This is a genomic window from Bradyrhizobium sp. HKCCYLS3013, from assembly GCF_051167615.1.
GTDB lineage: Bacteria > Pseudomonadota > Alphaproteobacteria > Rhizobiales > Xanthobacteraceae > Bradyrhizobium.
Genome location: NZ_JBNPTK010000003.1, coordinates 249,295 through 267,845, shown reverse-complemented (window position 1 = coordinate 267,845; position 18,551 = coordinate 249,295). Strand labels below are relative to the sequence as shown.

The window sequence follows — 18,551 nt, the reverse complement described above, 5'->3', positions numbered from 1 at the left end:
CGCTTTTTCTTCTTTGTTGATCGTTTGGTCGCTCACACCGGTGGAATGCCTTCAACGGGATTGTCGTCGAAGCCGTGCATGCGGAATGCCCATTGCAGCCCGACGACGGCGCCCTTGACCGGCTGAATCAAAGCGAGCGAGGCGACCAAGGTCACCGGCAGATAGATCGCGAGCTGCAGCGCCACCGGCGGCGCGTAGTTGGTCTCGATCGAGAGCACCAGCGGCACGATGATGTGGCCGACGATGACGATCACGAGATAGGCGGGAAGATCGTCGGCGCGATGCCCGGAGAAATCCTGGCCGCAGCGGTCGCAATTGTCCGCGACCTTCAGGAAGGCGCGGAACAGCTTGCCCTCGCCGCAGCGCGGGCAGCGGCCGCGCAGGCCGCGCTTCATCGCGGTCCAGACGTCGCGCTTCTCGGCGAGGCCGGTGTCGCGCGTCCAGGTCTGCGGGGGCAATGTGCTGGGCGTTGAGGTCATGGCGTCCACGATCTGCCTTTCTTCGATGTGCCGGGCTTGCGTTTTGCCCCTGCCGCTGGGCTTTTCTTGCGGCTTTTTTCTTTGTGCTTCGGCCGAGCCTCGGATTTGGCCCGCTTGGTCGCCTTGGCGTTCTTCCCGACGTTATTCTTTCGCCGGGGTCCTGCGCCGCGCGGATGCCGCGACACCAGCACATCCGCCTGGGTCAGCAGCTCGAAGCGCAGCGCACCGGCCACCGGCTGAGCTTCTACCAGACGGACGTCGACGACGTCACCCAGCCGGTGCATGGCACCGCTGCGCTGGCCGATCAGCGCATGTCGCGTCTCGTCATAGTCGAAATATTCCGTGCCGAGGGTGCGGATCGGAACCAGGCCGTCGGCGCCGGTATCATCGAGCTTGACGAACAGGCCGGCGCGGGTGACGCCGGAAATGCGGCCCTGGAAGGTGGCGCCGACGCGGTCCGCCAAATGATGCGCGATCAGGCGGTCGGCGGTCTCGCGCTCGGCCTTCATCGCGCGCCGCTCGGTCACCGAGATCTGCGCTGCGACCTCGGCGAGATGATCCGGCGTCTCGCTGTCGGGCAGGGCGCCGTCGCCGAGGCCGAGCGCGCGCAGCAGGCCGCGATGCACGACGAGGTCGGCGTAGCGGCGGATCGGCGAGGTGAAATGCGCGTAGCGGCGCAGGTTCAGGCCGAAATGCCCGTAATTGTCGGTCGAATATTCCGCCTGCGCCTGCGAGCGCAGCACGACCTCATTGACGAGATGCTCGTAGTCCTGGCCGGCGACCAGGGTCAGCACGCGGTTGAACAGCGACGGCCGGAGCGCGCCTGATTTGGCGAAGGGCACGTCGAGCGTCTTCAGGAACTCCTGCAGCGCATGGATCTTCTCCACCGTCGGCTCATCATGCACGCGGTAGATCAAAGGCAGCGCCTTCTTCTCCAAAAGCTCCGCCGCGGCGACGTTGGCCGAGATCATGAACTCCTCGATCAGCTTGTGAGCATCGAGGCGCTCCGGCACGACGACGCGGTCGACGGTGCCGTCGGTCTTCAGCAGGATCTTGCGCTCGGGAATGTCGAGGTCAAGCGGATCGCGCGCGTCGCGGCCGCGCTTGGCGACCTCATAGGCCGCGTAGAGCGGCTTGAGGATCGGCTCGAGCAGGGGGCCGGTGACGTCGTCGGGCTTGCCGTCGATGGCGGCCTGCGCCTGCGCGTAGGACAGTTTGGCGGCCGAGCGCATCAGCACGCGATGAAACGAGTGCGAGCGCTTGCGGCCGTCCGCGCCTAACACCATGCGCACGGCGAGCGCGCCGCGCGCCTCGCCCGGCACCAGCGAGCACAGATTGTTGGAGATGCGCTCGGGCAGCATCGGCACGACGCGGTCGGGGAAATACACCGAGTTGCCGCGGATCAGCGCGTCGCGGTCGAGCGCCGAGCCCGGCCGCACGTAGTAGGCGACGTCGGCAATCGCGACATGGAGAATGAAGCCGCCGGCATTGTTCGGATCGGGATCCGGCTCGGCATGAACGGCGTCGTCGTGATCCTTGGCATCGGGCGGATCGATCGTGACCAGCGGCAGCTCGCGCCAGTCCTCACGCCCCTTCAAGCTCGCGGGCTGCGCGGCTTCGGCCTCTGCCACGGCCGCCGCGGAGAAATCCATCGGGATTTCGTGGGCATGGATCGCGATCAGGCTGATTGCCTTCTCGGTCGCGACCGAACCGTAGCGCTCCTTCACACGTCCGGAGGGCAGGCCGTAGCCGCGGCCGCGCAGCAGGTCGACGCTGATGAGATCACCGTCCTTGGCGTCCTTGGTGTCGGCGGGGGCGATGGAGAGCTCGCGTCCCGCCTGCTTCTTGTCGACCGGAATGAGGCGGCCGCCGCCGCCGGGATTAGCCCGGAAGATGCCGAGCACGCGCGGCCGCGCCTGATCGAGCACCTTGAGGACGCGGCCGCGATAGGACACGCCCGCCTCATCCTTGATCGGCTCGACGCGGAGCAGCGCGCGGTCACCGACGCCGGCCGCCGAGCCGGGCCCGGCATGGCGCGGGGTGTGGATGCGGATGCGCGGCGGCTCGGATTGCTCGGCCTCGTCCCACTCGGCGGGCTTGGCGATCAGCTCGCCGTCGCTGTCGCGCCCGGTGATGTCGACAACCAGCGTGGCCGGCAAGGTGGCGGTCTCGACGACGGTCTTGCGGCCGCTCTTCTTCACGGTGCCGTCGGCGACGAGCTCGCGTAGCAACTGCTTGAGGGCCGCGCGATCAGCGTTCTTCAGGCCGAACTCGCGGGCGATATCCTTGGTGCCAACCTTGCCCGGATTGGCGCGGATGTAGGCGACGATGGCCTCCCGCGGAGGGAAGCCGATGTCGCGCTTCTTGCTCATTTTCTCATCCGCGGGCCTTGCCAGCGCTCTTCTTGGGCGTCGCCTTGGTCGCGGGCTTCGCCGAGGTCTTGGCGGCCTTGGCGACCGGCGCACGCGCCTTGCTGGTGGAGTCTGATTTCGGTTTGGCGGCCGCCTTCTTCGCCACGGCCTTCTTCGCCGGCTTCGGCGTGTCGTCGTCGCCGCCGGTCTTCGGCTTGGCCTTGCTGGCCGCCGCTTTGCTGGCAGACTTGGCCGGCTTCGCCGCCTTGCCCTTGGCCTTCGCCTTGCCGCCACCCTTGGCGGCGCGCTCGTCGAGCAGCGCGATCGCCTCGGCCAAGGTGATCGTGTCCTTCTCCTTGTCGCCGGGGATGGTGGCGTTGACGCCGCCCGCGGTGACGTAGGCGCCGTAGCGGCCGGCCTTGACGGCGACGGGGCCGAGCGAGGGATGCTCGCCGAGCGCCTTGCCGGGATCGGCGCCGAAGCGCTTGCTCGGTCCCTTGGCGATCTTCTCCGCAATCAACGTGACCGCGCGGTTGAGGCCGATGTCGAACACCTCGTCGCCGGCCTCCAGGCTCGCATAGGTCTTGTCGTGCTTCACGAACGGCCCGAAGCGGCCGAGATTGGCGATGATCGGCAGACCCGTCTCCGGATGGATGCCGATCTCACGCGGCAGCGATAGCAGCCTCAGCGCGTGGTCGAGCTCGAGACTCGCAGGCGAGGTCCCCTTCGGGATGCCGGCGCGCTTCGGCTTCTCGCCCTCGGCATAATCCTTCTGCTCGCCGAGCTGGATGTAGGGGCCGAAGCGGCCGGCCTTGACGACGACGTCGAGGCCGGTCTCCGGATCCTGGCCGAGCACGCGGTCAGCCGTCGCCTCGCTGTCGGCAGCGAGCGGGCGGGTGTAGCGGCATTCCGGATAGTTCGAGCAGCCGACGAAGGCGCCGAACTTGCCGGCCTTGAGGTTGAGCCGTCCGGTGCCGCAGGTCGGGCACTGCCGGACGTCGCCGCCATCGTCGCGCGGCGGATAGATGTGCGGCCCCAGCATTTCGTCGAGCGCGTCGAGCACCTGCGCGACGCGCAGGTCCTTGATGTCGTCGACGGCGCCGATGAAGCCGGTCCAGAAATCCTTCAGCACCTGCTGCCAGGCGATCTCGTTGTTGGAGATGCGGTCGAGCTGCTCCTCGAGATCCGCCGTGAAATCGTACTCGACGTAGCGGCGGAAGAAGTTCTCCAGGAACGCGATGACGACGCGGCCCTTGTCCTCGCCGTGCAGCCGCTTCTTCTCGAGCTTCACATAGCCGCGGTCCTTCAGCACCTGCAGGATCGAGGCATAGGTCGAGGGACGGCCGATGCCGAGCTCCTCCATGCGCTTGACCAGCGAGGCCTCGGAGAAGCGCGGCGGCGGCTCGGTGAAATGCTGGGTGACCGCGAGATTCTGCCGCTTGAGCTGTTCGTTCGGGCTCATCTGCGGCAGGCGGCGGCTGTCCTCGTCCTCCTCGTCGTCGCGGCCCTCCTGATAGAGCGCGAGGAAGCCGTCGAACTTGATGACCTGGCCGGTGGCGCGCAGCTCCAGGGTGCGCGCGCCCGCCTTGGCGATGATGTCGACGGTGGTGCGCTCAAGCTCGGCCGATTCCATCTGGCTCGCGATGGTGCGGGTCCAGATCAGCTCATAGAGCTTGGCCTGATCGTCATCGAGCCGCTTGCGCAGCTCGGCCGGCTTGCGCGACAGGTCGGTCGGACGGATCGCTTCGTGCGCTTCCTGGGCGTTCTTGGCCTTGGCCTGGTACTGGCGCGGGCTATCCGGGACGTATTTGTTGCCGTAGATCTCGCCGATCACCTTGCGCACCTGGGTGATCGCCTCCGGCGCGATCTGCACGCCGTCGGTTCGCATATAGGTAATGAGACCGGTGGTCTCGCCGCCGATGTCGATGCCTTCGTAGAGCCGCTGCGCGATGCGCATCGTGTGCGCCGGCGCAAAGCCGAGCTTGCGGCTCGCCTCCTGCTGCAGCGTCGAGGTGGTGAAGGGCGCCTGCGGATTGCGCCGTGCCGGCTTGGCATCGACGGTCGCGACCGTGTAGCTCGCCGCGTTGAGCGCGTTCTTGAAATCCTCGGCCTCCGCGCCGGTGCCGATGTCGAGCCGCTGGATCTTCTTGCCGTCGGCGCCGACGAGGCGCGCCTCGAAGATGTCGCCGCGCGGCGTCGCCAAGGTTGCGATCAGCGACCAATATTCACGCGGGACAAACTTCTCGATCTCCAGCTCGCGATCGCAGACGAGACGCAGCGCGACCGACTGCACGCGTCCGGCCGAGCGGGCGCCCGGCAGCTTGCGCCACAGCACGGGAGAGAGAGTGAAGCCCACGAGGTAATCGAGTGCGCGGCGCGCCATGTAGGCGTCGACAAGCGCACCGTCGATCTGGCGCGGATGTTTCATCGCCTCCGAGACGGCCTGCTTGGTGATAGCGTTGAAGACGACGCGCTCGATTTTCTGATCCTTGAGCGCCCGCTTCTCCTTCAACACCTCCAGCACATGCCAGGAAATCGCTTCGCCCTCGCGATCAGGGTCGGTGGCGAGAATCAGTCGGTCGGCACCCTTCAGCGATTTGGCGATGTCGTTGAGTCGGCCGGCCGCCTTGGGGTCGACCTCCCAGATCATGCGGAAATTCTCGTCCGGATCGACGGAGCCGTTCTTGGCCGGAAGGTCGCGGACATGACCGAAAGAGGCCAGAACCTCGTAGGAGGAGCCCAGATACTTATTGATCGTCTTGGCCTTGGCAGGCGACTCCACGATGACGATATTCATGTATTTCCAATGGCTTAGTGGAAGGATTGAAGCTGGCTTCGCGGGATTCGCGCCGGCTGCGTTGACCCGAACATGGGTGGTGAGGGGGTTCCTGTCAAATCGAGGGATGTTGAAAGGCGATTGCGTTGGGTCGGCGAAGTACCTATCAGGTTGTACGGAGCACGATGAGATCCGCGCTCTTTTGAGGTTGTTTTTCGTCAAATTCCTTATGCTGGGTGACAGTTGTTGGCCAAGGCAGCGGACAAAAGCGACCCGGACGTCGAGGCGATGGTGGAGGATCCCGACGCCGCGGCGGCGCTGATCGCCGAGGTGACGGCCAGCCTGTCGCATCTGGCGCAGCGCCATCGCCTCGACATGCTCGACTACCTCCTGCGCATGGCGAACCTGGAGGCCGAGGAGCATCTCAGGCTGCGCAGCCGCCGCAGGCTGTGCTGACGGCCGGCCGCGCTCACCGCGGGGCGAGAGCGGTTTCCTCCGGCGCCAGCGTCCGGCCGTCTTCCGCAGTGAGCAGCAGCTTGCGAACCGGCCTGCGGTTCGCCCGGTCGACGAGCGCGGCGGCGATCTGGTCGGGGTGCTCGTCGAACTCCTCGCTCCACTGCCGCAGTGCGACCAGGATCGGAAACAGGCCGCGGCCCTTCGGCGTCAGCACGTAGTCGCGATAGGAGCTGCCATCCGAGGCCGGCTCGGTGGTCAGGATGCCGCGATCAACCAACGCCCGCAGCCGCGCCGCAAGGATGTTCTTGGCCATGCCGAGGCTGCGTTGAAACGCGCTGAAGCGGCGCACGCCGAGAAACGCGTCGCGGATGATCAGCAACGACCACCAGTCGCCGATCGCATCCAGCGACCGTGCGATCGGGCAGGCGTCGCCTTCCAGACTGGTGCGCTTGACCATCACATGATCCTTGTCCTGTCACCCAGGGGCGGCTGATGCCCGGGGCGCTCGAGCCCGCTCACGCACTTGTGTGGTTGCATTATAAAACCAGTCAGCCTATGTCGTCCATCGGTTTAATTATGCAACCATATGGAGACGGATGTGAGGCTTGCGAACAAGACGGCACTGATTACCGGCGGCAGTAGCGGCATCGGGCTTGCGACCGCCCGCCGTTTCGTCGCCGAAGGCGCCAGGATCGCGATCACCGGGCGCGATGCCGGGCGGCTGGAGGCTGCAGCGCGCGAGCTCGGGCCGAACGCGCTGGCCGTAGTGGCCGATGCCACCGACATCGCCGCGACCGAGGCTGCGGCTGCCACCGTCGCAGAACGCTTCGGCAAGCTCGACATCCTGTTCGCCAATGCCGGCATCCCCGGCTCGACGCCGGCCGGGGCAACCAAGCTCGAGGTGTTCGAGCAGGTGATCCGCACCAATCTGACGGGCGTGTTCTTCACCGTGCAGGCGGCGCTGCCACATCTCAAGGACGGCGCCTCGGTCATCCTCAATGGCTCGGTGATCTCCGTGCTCGGGAATCCCGGCTATTCGGCCTACGCCGCGAGCAAGGCCGGGGTGCGCGCGATGGCCCGGGTGCTGGCGTCGGAGCTGTCGCCGCGCGGCATCCGTGTCAACGTGGTCGCGCCGGGCGCGATCCGGACGCCGATCTGGGGCGCCGCGGTCGCGACGCCGGATGCCGAAAAGATGTTCGAGGCCAGAATCGCGGCGACCACCCCGCTCGGTCATATCGGCGAGCCTGACCATATCGCCGGCACCGTGCTGTTCCTGGCCTCGGACGACGCCGCGCATGTCCAAGGCCAGGAGCTGTTCGTCGATGGCGGCGCCACGAGCTCGCCGGCCGGTGCGCCGATCTATCGGGGTTGACCGGCCGGGTCGGTTTGAGACCTGCCCCGGGGGTGAAAGCGGTGGCTGCCGGCGGCAGCCACCGAGGGACTCAAGCGGCGAGACCGCCGGCCGTTTGAATCGCCTTGGCCAGAGCCTGCTCGCGATGCTCCGGGCCGATCTGGACACCGTCGGCCGCAACGAATTCGAGATCCGTGACGCCGATGAAGCTGAAGACACTGCGCAAATAGGTCTCCAGGTGTTCGAATGCCGCCATCGGCGTGTCCGCGCCGTAATGGCCGCCGCGCGAGAGCGCCACGATAATGCGCTTGCCACCGGCCAAACCCTGCGGGCCGTTTGGGCCATAGCTGAAGGTCTTACCTTTGACAGCGATGCGGTCGATCCATGCCTTGAGCTGGCTCGGGATAGAGAAGTTGTACATCGGAGCGCCGATCACGACGATATCGGCAGCCAGGAACTCTTCCAGAACGGCCTGTCCGGCAGCGACATCAGCTTCCACCGCGGGATCCTCGACGGGCGCTCCGTAAGCGACGGCGACATGCGTTCCTGACAGATGCGACAGCGGCTCGGCTGCGACATCTCGGTAAATCACCTCCAGCCCCGGCATGATCTGGCGGAAACGGCCGACGATCGCGGCGGATACCTGACGGCTGACGGAGTTCGGGCCGAGCACGCTGGAGTCGATGTGGAGGAGTTGGGTCATAGGTCAGTCACCTCAGTATTGGTTTGTAACTGGCGCACTATGAGTGACTGTGCTGTAACCTCACAAGAACGCACATTCTTGAAACCCGAGCACAGCCGTGACACTTGCGAACAGCGATGATCCCGATCTCCCGACGCAGCCAAGTCATGATGATTGCCGGGGCGCGGCCTCGATCCTGGCGCGTGTCGGCGACAAATGGAGCGTGTTCGTGATCATGATGCTTCAGGACGGGCCGAAGCGCTTCAACGAGCTGAAGCGGCTCGTTGGCGGGATTTCCCAGCGGATGCTGACCTTGACCCTGCGTGGCCTCGAGCGCGACGGGCTGGTGACGCGGACGGTGTTTCCGACCATCCCGCCGCGGGTCGATTATGAGCTGACCGATCTCGGCCGCGGCCTGTCGCAGCCGGTGCAGGCGCTTGGGCAATGGGCCATCCGGCACCAGGAGCAGATCGAGCAGGCGCGCACGCGCTTCGACGCGCGCAGGGATGCGGACTGAGAGTCAGGTCAGCGACACCATCCCGCCGCCGTGGCGCTCCAGGCGGCCGGCGAGCTCGAGCTCCAGCAGCACGATGCGCAGCACGGCCGGCGACAGGCCGCTGATCCGGATCAGGTCGTCGATCGACACCGGGGTCGGGCCGAGCAGGGCCGTGACCTGCGCGCGGTCGTGGCCCTCGGGATCGGGGGCGAACAACTCCTCGTCCGGCTCGCGCAGCGAAAAGGGCAGCGGCCGCTCCATGATCGGGCCGACGGCCTGGATGATGTCGGCGGTTTCGGTGACCAGCGTGGCGCCCTGCTTGATGAGATCGTTGGTGCCCGCGCAGCGGGGATCGAGCGGCGAGCCTGGGACGGCGAAGACCTCGCGTCCCTGTTCGCCGGCCATGCGCGCCGTGATCAGCGAGCCCGAGCGATGCGCAGCCTCGACGACGACGACGCCGAGCGAGGCGCCTGAGATCAGCCTGTTGCGGCGGGGAAAGTCGCGGGCGCGCGGCTCGTGTCCGAGCGGCATCTCGGAGATTGCGGCGCCGCTGCCACTGATGATGGCGCCGAGCAGATCGACATGCTCCGGCGGATAGATCCGGTCATGGCCGCCGGCGAGGACCGCGACGGTGCCGCTGCCGAGGCTCGCGCGATGGGCGGCCTGATCGATGCCGCGGGCGAGCCCCGAGATGATGATGAAGCCGGCCTGGCCGAGCTCATGGGCGATCTGGCCGGCGAATTTGAGTCCGGCGGCGGAGGCGTTGCGCGAACCGACGATGGCGATCATCGGGCGCATCAGCGTCTCGCGGGCGCCGCGCACCGCCAGCAGCGGAGGTGCATCGTCGCAGGTGGCGAGTCGGGGCGGATAGCCGTCCTCGTCCGGCGCCCGCAGGTCGACGCCCTGCCGCTTGCAGGCGTCGAGTTCGGCCTCGGCTTCGCCGACCGTGCAGATCCGGCCGGCTCCGGCCGCGCCGCCGCGGCGTGCCAGGTCGGGCAGCCGGTCGAGCGCGGCGCGCGCGGTGCCGAAATGGTCGAGCAGCGAGCGGAAGGTGCGCGGGCCGACATTGTCGGAACGGATCAGCCGCAGCCGGTCGCGCCGCTCGGTGTCGCTCAGCTCGATCGTCGTGTTGATGGCGTCCACGCATAGCCCCCCAAACTCGGAGGCTAGAATGGAGCAACCCGAAGACGCAGGGAAGAGGGCGCGCTACGCCGGCGCGACGTCGCGCACGTCCTCGGACACGGACACCGGAGACGCCAGCGCGGGCTGCTCGTCGGGGATGGCCGGCGTGGTGCCGGCCGGGGCTTCGCGCAGCCAGCGTTCCGCGGCGTCGCGTCCGCGCTGGTAGAGCAGCTCGATGAAGCCGCTGCCGAGGTCGGTCGCATCGCGCTGAGCCAGGGCCTCGATCTCGTCCTCGGCGGCAAGCCGATGCACGCGCGGCGGATGCAGGCCGTCGCTGCGCGCCCATTCGAGTGCCGCGAGCTCGGCGTTCAGGACCGCATTGCCGACGATCTGGTCGAGGCGGCGATCGATCGCGGCCGAGGTCATCGGGACATGGCCGTCGTGCGCGGGCGTGACCTGAACGACCAGCAGGTCGGCGGCGCTCGACTCATGCGCGATCCGGATCAGCGGCGGATTGGTGACGTAGCCGCCGTCCCAATACGCCTCGCCCTCGATGTCGACCGCGGTGTGCAGTTGCGCGGGACAGGTGGAGGCGAGCAGAGCATCCGGCGTGATGCCGGCATTGCGGAAGATCTGCGGCAGGCCGTCACGGGCCCGGGTCGCCGCAACCAGCAGGCGGGGCGCGGCCGGGCCCTGCACGGCGTCGAAATCGATCGTCTCGCGGAGGAGGTCGCGGAGCGGATCGAGATCGAGCGGGTCGGCGCGTCCGCCCCGCAGCCCCGCACCGAACGACACCGAGCTGCTCGCCGGCGAGTACGCGCCGATCACCAGCAGCGATCGGAACGACGCCTCCTCCATCAGCCGGGTCCAGAACAAAGCGAGCCGGTTGCGCGCTTCGTCACGGCCGCCCTTGGCCAGCCCGCTCGCGAGCAGCGCGGCGTTGACCGCGCCGGCGCTGGCGCCGCTGATGGTGTCGAAATCGCAACCGGGTTCCTCGAGCAGGCGATCCAGCACGCCCCAGGTGAAGGCCGAGAACGTTCCGCCGCCCTGCAGGGCCAACGACAGCTTGCGCGGCGGCCATGTTCGCGGCGGCGGCGGCAGGGTGGCGCTGGCGATCGTCTCGGCGAGCGATCGCTCCGGCGTTTCCGCAGGCTTGGGCTCGGCGGCAGCCGCCGCCCCGGTCATGGGAAGCTTGACGGCGGCGGTGCTTTCCTGCGGCGTGCTCGCCGAAGGCTCCATCGCGGCGTTTGCGCTCTCAGGAACCAGATCTTCAGCCGCGCCTACGCCGACGCTCGTCGCGGGCTCGACCGCTGTCGCCGGCGAGGGAGCGGCGGGTTCGCTGGTGGAGCCGAACGCATCCGTCAACCAGATCTGAGCGGCGGAGAGGAGGGCGCTGGCGCTGGAACGGACCGGGGTGGACATTTGCTGCGCCGGCTCCTCATCAGTGCGATCATCGCGCGTGGCGACGAACCGCTTGAATGGGTCTTGCGTAATCAGATGCCGGAATCATGACAGGCAATCATGATTCACGCCAGGGTCCGGCGTTGACTTGTTAGCTGATGAAGCACAGGTGTTGCTGCGTTGCCGCTGCGATTTCAGCGCGAACCACACGTTACCCGTATTTGCCCGGAGTAGTTACTTCTTCGCGCCGATCTTGCTCTCGGTGCCGGCCTGCAATCGCTTGATGTTTTCGCGATGCATGTAAATGAGCAACAATGTGAGCAGAGCAAACAAGGCGGCCAGCTCGGTGTGACCGAAAGCCCACAGCACGATCGGCGTCAGCACGCTGGCGACGAGTGCCGCGAGTGATGAGTAGCGGAGCGCGAAGGCGGTTGCGAGCCAGACGAGGCAGAAGAAGATCGCGCCCGGCCAGAACAGTCCGATCAAAATACCGATGTAAACGGCGACACCTTTGCCGCCGCGGAACTTCAGCCACACCGGGAACAAGTGACCGAGGAAGGCGCCGAGGCCCGCGACCATCGCGGCATTCGGGCCGCCGAGATAGCCCGCAATGATCACGGCCGCCGTGCCCTTGAGAGCGTCGCCGAGCAGGGTCGCCGCCGCCAGCCCCTTGCGGCCGGTGCGCAGCACATTGGTGGCGCCGATGTTGCCGGAGCCGATGCTGCGCAGATCCTGCGTGCCGGCGAGCTTGGTAAGGATCAGGCCGAACGGGATGGAGCCGAGGAGATAGCCGATGATGAGAGCGACCGGCAGGAAGGCTTCGGAACCCATCACGCGACTCCTTCGACGCTTCGCCTGGCGTCAGACATGTTCGAACACGGTGCGGCCGCCGACGATGGTGCGGACCACGCGGCCGGTGAAGCGGGCTTCGTCGAACGGCGTGTTCTTGCACAGCGATTTGAGGTCTGCCGGATCGAGGATCCAGGGCACGTCCGGATCGATCACGATGATGTCCGCCGGCGCGCCCGCCCGCAAGGTGCCACCGGGCAGGCCGAGCAGCTCGGCGGGCCGGGTCGACATCGCGCGGATCAGGGCGGTCCAGCTGAGCTCGCCATTGTGCACCAGCCGCAGCGCCGCTGGCAGCATCGTCTCGAGTCCGACCGCGCCGCTGGCAGCTTCCGCGAACGGCAGCCGCTTGACCTCGACGTCCTGTGGCGTGTGGTCCGACATGATGACGTCGATCAGGCCGGAGGCGAGCGCCTCGACCAGCGCGCGGCGGTCGACCTCGGTGCGCAGCGGCGGCGTCAGCTTGAGGAAGGTGCGGTAGGGGCCGATGTCGTTCTCGTTCAGGGTGACATGATTGATCGAGACCGACGCGCTCACCGTGAGCCCTGCCTCGCGGGCGCGCCTGAGGATGTCGAGCGAGTCGATCGAGCTCAGCGCGGCCGCGTGATAGCGGCCCTTGCTGAGTGCGACGAGACGCATGTCGCGCTCGAGCACGACGGCTTCGGCTGCGGGCGGAATGCCGGAGAGGCCGAGCCGCGAGGCGAACTCGCCTTCGTTCATGACGCCTTCGCCGACGAGGTTCGTATCCTCGGTGTGATGCACGATCAGGGCGTCGAAATCGCGCGCATAGGTCAGCGCGCGGCGCATCACCTGGGCGTTCATCACGCTGCTGTGGCCGTTGGAGAAGGCGACGGCGCCGGCGGCGCGCAACAGCCCGATCTCGGTCATCTCCTCGCCGCGCAGGCCCTTGGTCAGCGCCGCCATCGGCTGGATGTTGACGATCGCGGTGTCGCGGGCGCGGCGCAGCACGAAGTCGACGGTCGCCGAATTGTCGATCACAGGCTCAGTGCCGGGCTGGCAGATGATGGTGGTGATGCCGCCGGTCGCGGCGGCTTGGCTGGCGCTGGCGAATGTCTCGCGATGGCCCAGACCCGGCTCGCCGACGAAGGCGCACATGTCGATCAGGCCGGGGGCCACGATCTTGCCGGCGCAGTTGACGACATCGGTGCCCTCGGGCACGCCCGCGGCGCCGATGCCGCGCTTGAGGTCGCGGATGACGCCGTCGGCGATCAGCACGTCGCCGGGGCCGTCGAAGTCGCGGGAGGGGTCGATCACGCGCGCATTGGCGAGCAGGATCGGGCGGCGGTCGGTCAGCATGGCGTTTGGTCCCGACTTCTGTATCACGCGTTGGGCAGGTTGCGGGCCAGTGCTTCGAGCACGGCCATGCGCACGGCGACGCCCATTTCGACCTGCTCCCGGATCAGCGACTGCGCGCCATCGGCAACGATGGATTCGATCTCGACGCCGCGGTTCATCGGCCCCGGATGCATGACCAGCGCGTCGGACTTGGCGTAGGCGAGCTTCTTCTGGTCGAGCCCGAAATACTGGAAATATTCCGACGACGACGGCACGAACGAGCCGTTCATGCGCTCGCGCTGCAGCCGCAGCATCATCACGATGTCGGCGCCGTTGAGCCCCTCGCGCATGTCGCGCGCGACCTCGACGCCCATGCGCTCGATGCCGGGTGGCAGCAGCGTGGAGGGTGCGACCACGCGGACGCGCGCGCCCATCGTGTTCAGCAGCAGGATGTTGGATCGCGCCACGCGCGAATGCAGCACGTCGCCGCAGATTGCGATGACCAGCCCCTCGATGCGGCCCTTGTTGCGGCGGATCGTCAGCGCATCCAGCAGCGCCTGGGTCGGATGCTCATGCGCGCCGTCGCCGGCATTGATCACGGAGCCGTCGACCTTGCGCGCGAGCAGCTCGACCGCGCCGGAGGCGTGGTGGCGGACCACCAGAATGTCCGGATGCATCGCGTTGAGCGTGACCGCGGTGTCGATCAGGGTCTCGCCCTTCTTGATGGACGAGGACGACACCGACATGTTCATGACGTCGGCGCCGAGCCGCTTGCCCGCCAGCTCGAACGAGGATTGCGTGCGGGTCGAGGCCTCGAAGAACAGGTTGACCTGGGTGCGGCCGCGCAGCACGGTGCGCTTCTTGTCGACCTGACGATTCAGTTCGACATACTCCTCGGACAGGTCGAGGAGGCCGGTGATGTCGTGGGCGGAAAGGCCCTCGATTCCCAGCAAATGCCGGTGCCCGAGGACGAAAGTCGATTTCGGAGAGGTTGCCATTAAAGCCAGAGCTATAGGCGCGGTTTCCATGGGGGGCAAGGCCGAAAGCCGGGGTTCCGAGTTATCCCCCGTTCCGTCTTCCGAGCCTCTCAGGGGCCTCCAAACCGGGGGCTGGCGGGCCGTCGTCGGAGGAGGCCCGCTCCGATATGCGCTGATCCTGCTGGCGGCGATCGTGCCGGCCTGCGCGGCCGCGTTGCCGTTCGATTTCGTCTATCTCCGCGACATCGACCCGACGATCCTCCAGGACATCCGTTATGCCGGCAGCAACAATTTCGTCGGCCGACCCTTGCCGGGCTACGAGGCGGCCGAATGCGTCGTGACGCGTGACGTGGCGCGGCGGCTGCAGGCGGCTCAGGCCGAGCTGCGGCAGCGCGGCCTGTCGCTGAAGATGCTCGACTGCTACCGGCCGGTGCGTGCGGTCGCAGAGATGCTGGCCTGGTCCCAGGACGGCGTCGAGACCACGGCCGGCCGCCGCTACACTCCGCGCGTTGCCAAGCAGGACCTGTTCCGTCTCGGCTATATCGCCCTGCGTTCGAGCCATTCGACGGGTGCGGCGCTCGATCTCACGCTGGTCGAGCTCGCGGCCGACAATTCCGCGGCGTTCGACCCGGCCAAGGACTACGCGGACTGCACCGCGCCCGCAGCGCTACGCGCGCCCGAGGGCAGCGTCGACATGGGAACCGGCTACGATTGTTCCGACGTGAAGGCCCATACCGCTGCGCAGAACCTGACACCGGAGCAGCGCCGCTGGCGCAACGAACTGGTTGCGGTGATGGCGCGGCAAGGTTTTGTGAACTATGCCAAGGAGTGGTGGCACTTTTCGCTGCCGGGCGCTGGCGCGACCACTTATGTTTTTCCCATTCGGCCGCGCCGATGATCGATCTCTGCAGGGCACGGCCATGACGCAGTCTTCCTTCGCGACCCATGAGGTCTTCAACCAGTCGCCGCCGTTCGAGGACGTCGACCTGTTCACGGCCGACCGGCCGTTGGCCGACGCCGTCAAGGCCAATGGTGGTGCCGGGGCTGAGCAGGAGCTGACAGCTTTCGGCAAGCGATGGGGCTCGGCTGCGATGGCCGAGCAGGGCCGGCTCGCCAATGAGAACACGCCGAAGCTGCGCAGCTTCGACGCCAAGGGCTTTCGGCGGGACGTCGTCGAGTTTCATCCGGCCTATCATCAGATGATGACGCGCTCGGTCGAGGCCGGCCTGCACAATTCGACATGGACCGCCGGGGGCCATCCTGTTGGCGGCGCGTCGGAGGTGGTACGCGCGGCGAAGTTCTACATCGCCTCGCAGGTCGAGAGCGGACACCTCTGTCCGATCACGATGACGCGGGCCTCGGTGGCGGCGCTGGCCGCGCAGCCTGACCTGCTGGCGCGGACGATGCCCCTCATCGGCACGCGCGACTACGATCCGGCGTTTGCGCCGTGGTGGCAAAAGCGCGGCATGACGCTCGGCATGGGCATGACCGAGAAGCAGGGCGGGACCGACGTGCGCGCCAACATGACGCGCGCTGAGCGTACGACCGATGGCTATCGCATCACCGGGCACAAATGGTTCATGTCGGCGCCGATGTGCGACGCGTTCCTGGTGCTGGCGCAGGCCGATGCCGGCCTGACCTGCTTCTTCATGCCGCGCTTCACGCCGGATGGCGCGGTGAACGCGATCCAGTTTCAACGCTTGAAGGACAAGCTCGGCAATCGCTCCAATGCCTCGTCGGAGGTGGAGTTCGCAGGCAGCTATGCCGAGCGGGTCGGCGACGAGGGCAGGGGCATCAGCACCATCATCCAGATGGTGCAACTGACGCGGCAGGATTGCGCGATCTCGTCTGCCGGCCTGATGCGCTCGGGGCTCGCGCATGCGCTGCATCATGCGCGCCATCGCAGCGTGTTCCAGAAGCATCTCGCCGACCAGCCCTTGATGCAGGCGGTGCTCGCCGACATGGCTCTCCATGTCGAGGCGACGGTGGCGCTGGTGATGCGGCTGTGCCGCGCGTTCGACCGCACGCCGGCTGACGCGAGCGAAGCCGCCTACATGCGGCTGTTGACGCCCGCGATCAAATACTGGGTCTGCAAGAGCGCGCCGCCGTTCCTGTATGAGGCGATGGAGTGCCTGGGCGGCAATGGCTATGTCGAGGACGGCATTCTCGCGCGCCACTTCCGGGAGTCGCCGGTCAATGCGATCTGGGAAGGCTCGGGCAACGTGATGTGCCTCGACGTGCTGCGCGCGCTGTCGCGCGAGACGGAGGCTGCCGCGCATGTTCTGATGCATCTGAAAGCCGAGACCGGCGGACTCCCTGGCGCCGCGGAGGCGCTTGCCTTCATCGAGACCAGCTTCCGTCGATCGGATTCCGAGCGCGTCGCGCGCCTCGCGGTCGAGAGGCTGGCGCTGCTCGCAGCCGCCGCCGCGCTCAACCTCGTGATGCCCGGCCATGCCGAACTGTTCGCCGCGACGCGTCTTTCCGCTGTTCATCCGAGCATGTACGGCGCCATCGATCTCGATCCCTCGGACATCCGTACCTTGCTGGAGCGCGCGCTGCCTTGACCGACACTCCCGAAGCCGCCGTGATGGATTCCCTCGATCCGGGCAACCCGCCGCAGCAGGTCGCTCCGGCGCAGCATCAGCCGCGCACGCTCGGCTTCTGGCGCACCTTGCTGTGGGGCCTCCTCATCATCGTCGTGTTCTTCATCGGCCAGCTGACTCCTATCGTCTATTTCCTGCTGCGCCATGAGGGGCCAATCGACAGCATGGCCGCGTTCCAGTTGGCGATGATCCAGATCGCGAGCCGGTCGCTCACTGTCTCGCTGTCGGCGATCATGGGTGTTCCGGCCATTTTGATCCCGATCTATTTTGCCGTCCGCCACACCCGCATGTCGTTCGCCGACTATCTGGGCCTGCGCTGGACCGGCTGGAGGAATTTCGTCCTCGGCTTCGTCGGAATGGTCGTGATCCTGGGATGCTGGGAGCTGGCGGCGCAGCTGACGGGACGCGAAGAGAAGTCGGCGAACTTCATGGTGGACATCATGAAGACCGCCAGAGGCGACGGCGTGGTCTGGCTGATGGTCATCGCCTTCTGCGTCGCCGCACCAGTGTCGGAAGAGCTGATGGCGCGTGGCTTTCTCTACCGCGGCTGGTCGGACTCCTTCCTGCGCGTGCCGGGCGCCATCGTGCTGTCGTCCTTGCTCTGGACCGTGCTGCACCTCCAGTACGACTGGTTCGCGCTGCTCAACGTATTTTCCCTCGGCGTATGGTTCGGCTATCTGCGCTCTCGAACCCACTCGACCTATCTGACCATGGTGCTGCACGGCCTCAACAACCTCGCAGCGACGGTGCAGACGATGTGGCTGGCGAGCGGCCACTCCTGAACGCGGAGTTCAGCTCGCCCAGGCGATCGCGAGCGGCATCGTCAGTGCCGCCAGCACGGTCTGCAACGAGATGATCTGCGCCAGCAGCGGCGCGTCGCCGCCCATCTGCTTGGCCAGCACATAGGCGCTGGGGGAGGTCGGGACCGCCGCGCAGATCGCGACCACGACGAGGCTCGGGCCGGTGACGCCGAACCATCCGGCGAGCCCGATCGCGAGGAGGGGCATCAGGACCAGCTTGAGCACGACGCCGAGCGCGGCCGCCGGGCCGGCGCGGCGCAGGCCCTCGAAGTGCAGACCGGCGCCGGTCACCAGCAGACCGATCGGCAGCGAGGCCTGGCCGAGCGCATCGGCGGCATCGTGCCAGAGCTTTGGCAGCGGCACATGCGCCACGTTGAGCGCGAGCCCGGCGATGCAGGCCCAGATCAGCGGATTGCGGACGATGGTGGCGAGGATCTCGCGCATCGAGCGGCGGGTCGGCGAGGCATAGTGGGCGAGCACGGCGACGCTGAACACGTTGACCATCGGGATGATCGCGATCATGCCGACCGAGGCCACCGCGAGCCCGGTCGGGCCGAACAGGCTGCCCGCCACGCTCAGCGCGACGTAGGTCTGCCAGCGGGTTGCCCCTTGGAAGATCGACGTGAAAGCCGGACCATCGATGCCGGAGCGGGTGAGCAGCGGCCGCAGCGCGAGGCACAGCGCCGACATCGCCAGCATCGCCAGGAACAGGGCGCCGCCGATGCCTGCGACCGGCACCTTGCCGAGATCGGCCTTCACCAGGCTCTGCAGCAGGAGCGCCGGAAACAGCACATAATAAGTCAGCCGCTCGAGCCCGTGCCATTGCGTATCCAGCCGGATCAGGCTGCGCCGCAGGCCGAAGCCGACGACGATCAGCAGGAACACCGGCGCGAGCGCCGCGGCGACGGGGCTCAT

Annotated in this window: 17 protein-coding genes; 6 read left to right on the top strand and 11 right to left on the bottom strand. The window is 67.2% G+C overall.

Going from position 1 to position 18,551, the window contains the following annotated elements; all coding sequences use genetic code 11:
- Positions 1 to 32 precede the first annotated feature (32 nt).
- The 3 genes from ACQR1F_RS07965 to topA are packed head-to-tail and all read right to left on the bottom strand — an operon-like array spanning position 33 to position 5,627.
- Positions 33 to 479 carry a DUF983 domain-containing protein gene (locus ACQR1F_RS07965; protein WP_434884876.1) on the bottom strand — a complete coding sequence of 149 codons (447 nt, stop codon included), beginning with the start codon at positions 477 to 479 and terminating at the stop codon, positions 33 to 35.
- Positions 476 to 2,851 carry a ribonuclease R gene (gene rnr / locus ACQR1F_RS07960; RefSeq protein ID WP_434887038.1) on the bottom strand — a complete coding sequence of 792 codons (2,376 nt, stop codon included), beginning with the start codon at positions 2,849 to 2,851 and terminating at the stop codon, positions 476 to 478. The genes ACQR1F_RS07965 and rnr overlap by 4 nt, the downstream gene beginning before the upstream one ends.
- Before the next feature lie 4 nt (positions 2,852 to 2,855).
- Positions 2,856 to 5,627, bottom strand: coding sequence for a type I DNA topoisomerase (gene topA, locus ACQR1F_RS07955; protein WP_434912779.1), 2,772 nt, complete (start codon positions 5,625 to 5,627; stop codon positions 2,856 to 2,858).
- A gap of 225 nt (positions 5,628 to 5,852) precedes the next feature.
- Between topA and ACQR1F_RS07950 the strand changes: the two genes are divergently transcribed.
- Complete coding sequence (locus ACQR1F_RS07950; protein WP_315712655.1) at positions 5,853 to 6,062, top strand: hypothetical protein; 210 nt, start codon at positions 5,853 to 5,855, stop codon at positions 6,060 to 6,062.
- Between the two features lie 13 nt (positions 6,063 to 6,075).
- On the opposite strand, the gene ACQR1F_RS07945 is transcribed toward ACQR1F_RS07950, so the two are convergent.
- A complete protein-coding gene (locus ACQR1F_RS07945; protein WP_434912778.1) occupies positions 6,076 to 6,519 on the bottom strand; it encodes a winged helix-turn-helix transcriptional regulator in 444 nt (147 codons plus the stop codon).
- A 141-nt stretch (positions 6,520 to 6,660) separates the two neighbouring features.
- Here ACQR1F_RS07945 and ACQR1F_RS07940 point away from each other — a divergent pair, with 141 nt between their 5' ends.
- Positions 6,661 to 7,434: an SDR family NAD(P)-dependent oxidoreductase gene (locus tag ACQR1F_RS07940; protein WP_434912777.1), complete on the top strand. Its 774-nt coding sequence runs from the start codon at positions 6,661 to 6,663 to the stop codon at positions 7,432 to 7,434.
- A 70-nt stretch (positions 7,435 to 7,504) separates the two neighbouring features.
- On the opposite strand, the gene ACQR1F_RS07935 is transcribed toward ACQR1F_RS07940, so the two are convergent.
- The gene (locus ACQR1F_RS07935) at positions 7,505 to 8,116 is read right to left on the bottom strand and encodes an FMN-dependent NADH-azoreductase (protein ID WP_316218293.1); all 612 of its coding nucleotides are present in this window, start codon (positions 8,114 to 8,116) and stop codon (positions 7,505 to 7,507) included.
- A gap of 97 nt (positions 8,117 to 8,213) precedes the next feature.
- On the opposite strand from ACQR1F_RS07935, the gene ACQR1F_RS07930 reads away from it, so the two are divergent.
- Entirely contained in the window at positions 8,214 to 8,612 is a 399-nt protein-coding gene (locus ACQR1F_RS07930) for a winged helix-turn-helix transcriptional regulator (protein WP_315804096.1), read from the top strand.
- A gap of 3 nt (positions 8,613 to 8,615) precedes the next feature.
- Here the strand turns inward: ACQR1F_RS07930 and dprA are convergent, their stop codons facing one another.
- The 5 genes from dprA to ACQR1F_RS07905 all read right to left on the bottom strand — a co-directional run bounded on the left by dprA (position 8,616) and on the right by ACQR1F_RS07905 (position 14,254).
- On the bottom strand, positions 8,616 to 9,734 hold the full coding sequence (dprA, locus tag ACQR1F_RS07925) for a DNA-processing protein DprA (RefSeq protein ID WP_434912776.1): 1,119 nt from the start codon (positions 9,732 to 9,734) through the stop codon (positions 8,616 to 8,618).
- Positions 9,735 to 9,797: 63 nt separating this feature from the next.
- On the bottom strand, positions 9,798 to 11,135 hold the full coding sequence (locus tag ACQR1F_RS07920; RefSeq protein ID WP_434912775.1) for a patatin-like phospholipase family protein: 1,338 nt from the start codon (positions 11,133 to 11,135) through the stop codon (positions 9,798 to 9,800).
- Between the two features lie 213 nt (positions 11,136 to 11,348).
- Positions 11,349 to 11,945, bottom strand: coding sequence for a glycerol-3-phosphate 1-O-acyltransferase PlsY (plsY, locus tag ACQR1F_RS07915; protein WP_434912774.1), 597 nt, complete (start codon positions 11,943 to 11,945; stop codon positions 11,349 to 11,351).
- Between the two features lie 30 nt (positions 11,946 to 11,975).
- The gene (locus ACQR1F_RS07910; RefSeq protein ID WP_434890184.1) at positions 11,976 to 13,277 is read right to left on the bottom strand and encodes a dihydroorotase; all 1,302 of its coding nucleotides are present in this window, start codon (positions 13,275 to 13,277) and stop codon (positions 11,976 to 11,978) included.
- A gap of 23 nt (positions 13,278 to 13,300) precedes the next feature.
- A complete protein-coding gene (locus tag ACQR1F_RS07905; protein ID WP_434884870.1) occupies positions 13,301 to 14,254 on the bottom strand; it encodes an aspartate carbamoyltransferase catalytic subunit in 954 nt (317 codons plus the stop codon).
- Between the two features lie 151 nt (positions 14,255 to 14,405).
- On the opposite strand from ACQR1F_RS07905, the gene ACQR1F_RS07900 reads away from it, so the two are divergent.
- Genes ACQR1F_RS07900 through ACQR1F_RS07890 form a run of 3 tightly spaced genes read left to right on the top strand, consistent with a single transcriptional unit; the run spans position 14,406 to position 17,618 of the window.
- Entirely contained in the window at positions 14,406 to 15,131 is a 726-nt protein-coding gene (locus ACQR1F_RS07900) for a M15 family metallopeptidase (protein ID WP_316218297.1), read from the top strand.
- Positions 15,132 to 15,153: 22 nt separating this feature from the next.
- On the top strand, positions 15,154 to 16,797 hold the full coding sequence (locus tag ACQR1F_RS07895) for an acyl-CoA dehydrogenase family protein (RefSeq protein ID WP_434838252.1): 1,644 nt from the start codon (positions 15,154 to 15,156) through the stop codon (positions 16,795 to 16,797).
- Positions 16,794 to 17,618 (top strand): CPBP family intramembrane glutamic endopeptidase, encoded by an 825-nt coding sequence (locus ACQR1F_RS07890; protein ID WP_316218299.1) that lies wholly within the window; start codon positions 16,794 to 16,796, stop codon positions 17,616 to 17,618. The genes ACQR1F_RS07895 and ACQR1F_RS07890 overlap by 4 nt, the downstream gene beginning before the upstream one ends.
- Positions 17,619 to 17,627: 9 nt before the next feature.
- Here ACQR1F_RS07890 and ACQR1F_RS07885 read toward each other — a convergent pair whose 3' ends face one another.
- The gene (locus tag ACQR1F_RS07885) at positions 17,628 to 18,551 is read right to left on the bottom strand and encodes an AEC family transporter (RefSeq protein ID WP_316218301.1); all 924 of its coding nucleotides are present in this window, start codon (positions 18,549 to 18,551) and stop codon (positions 17,628 to 17,630) included.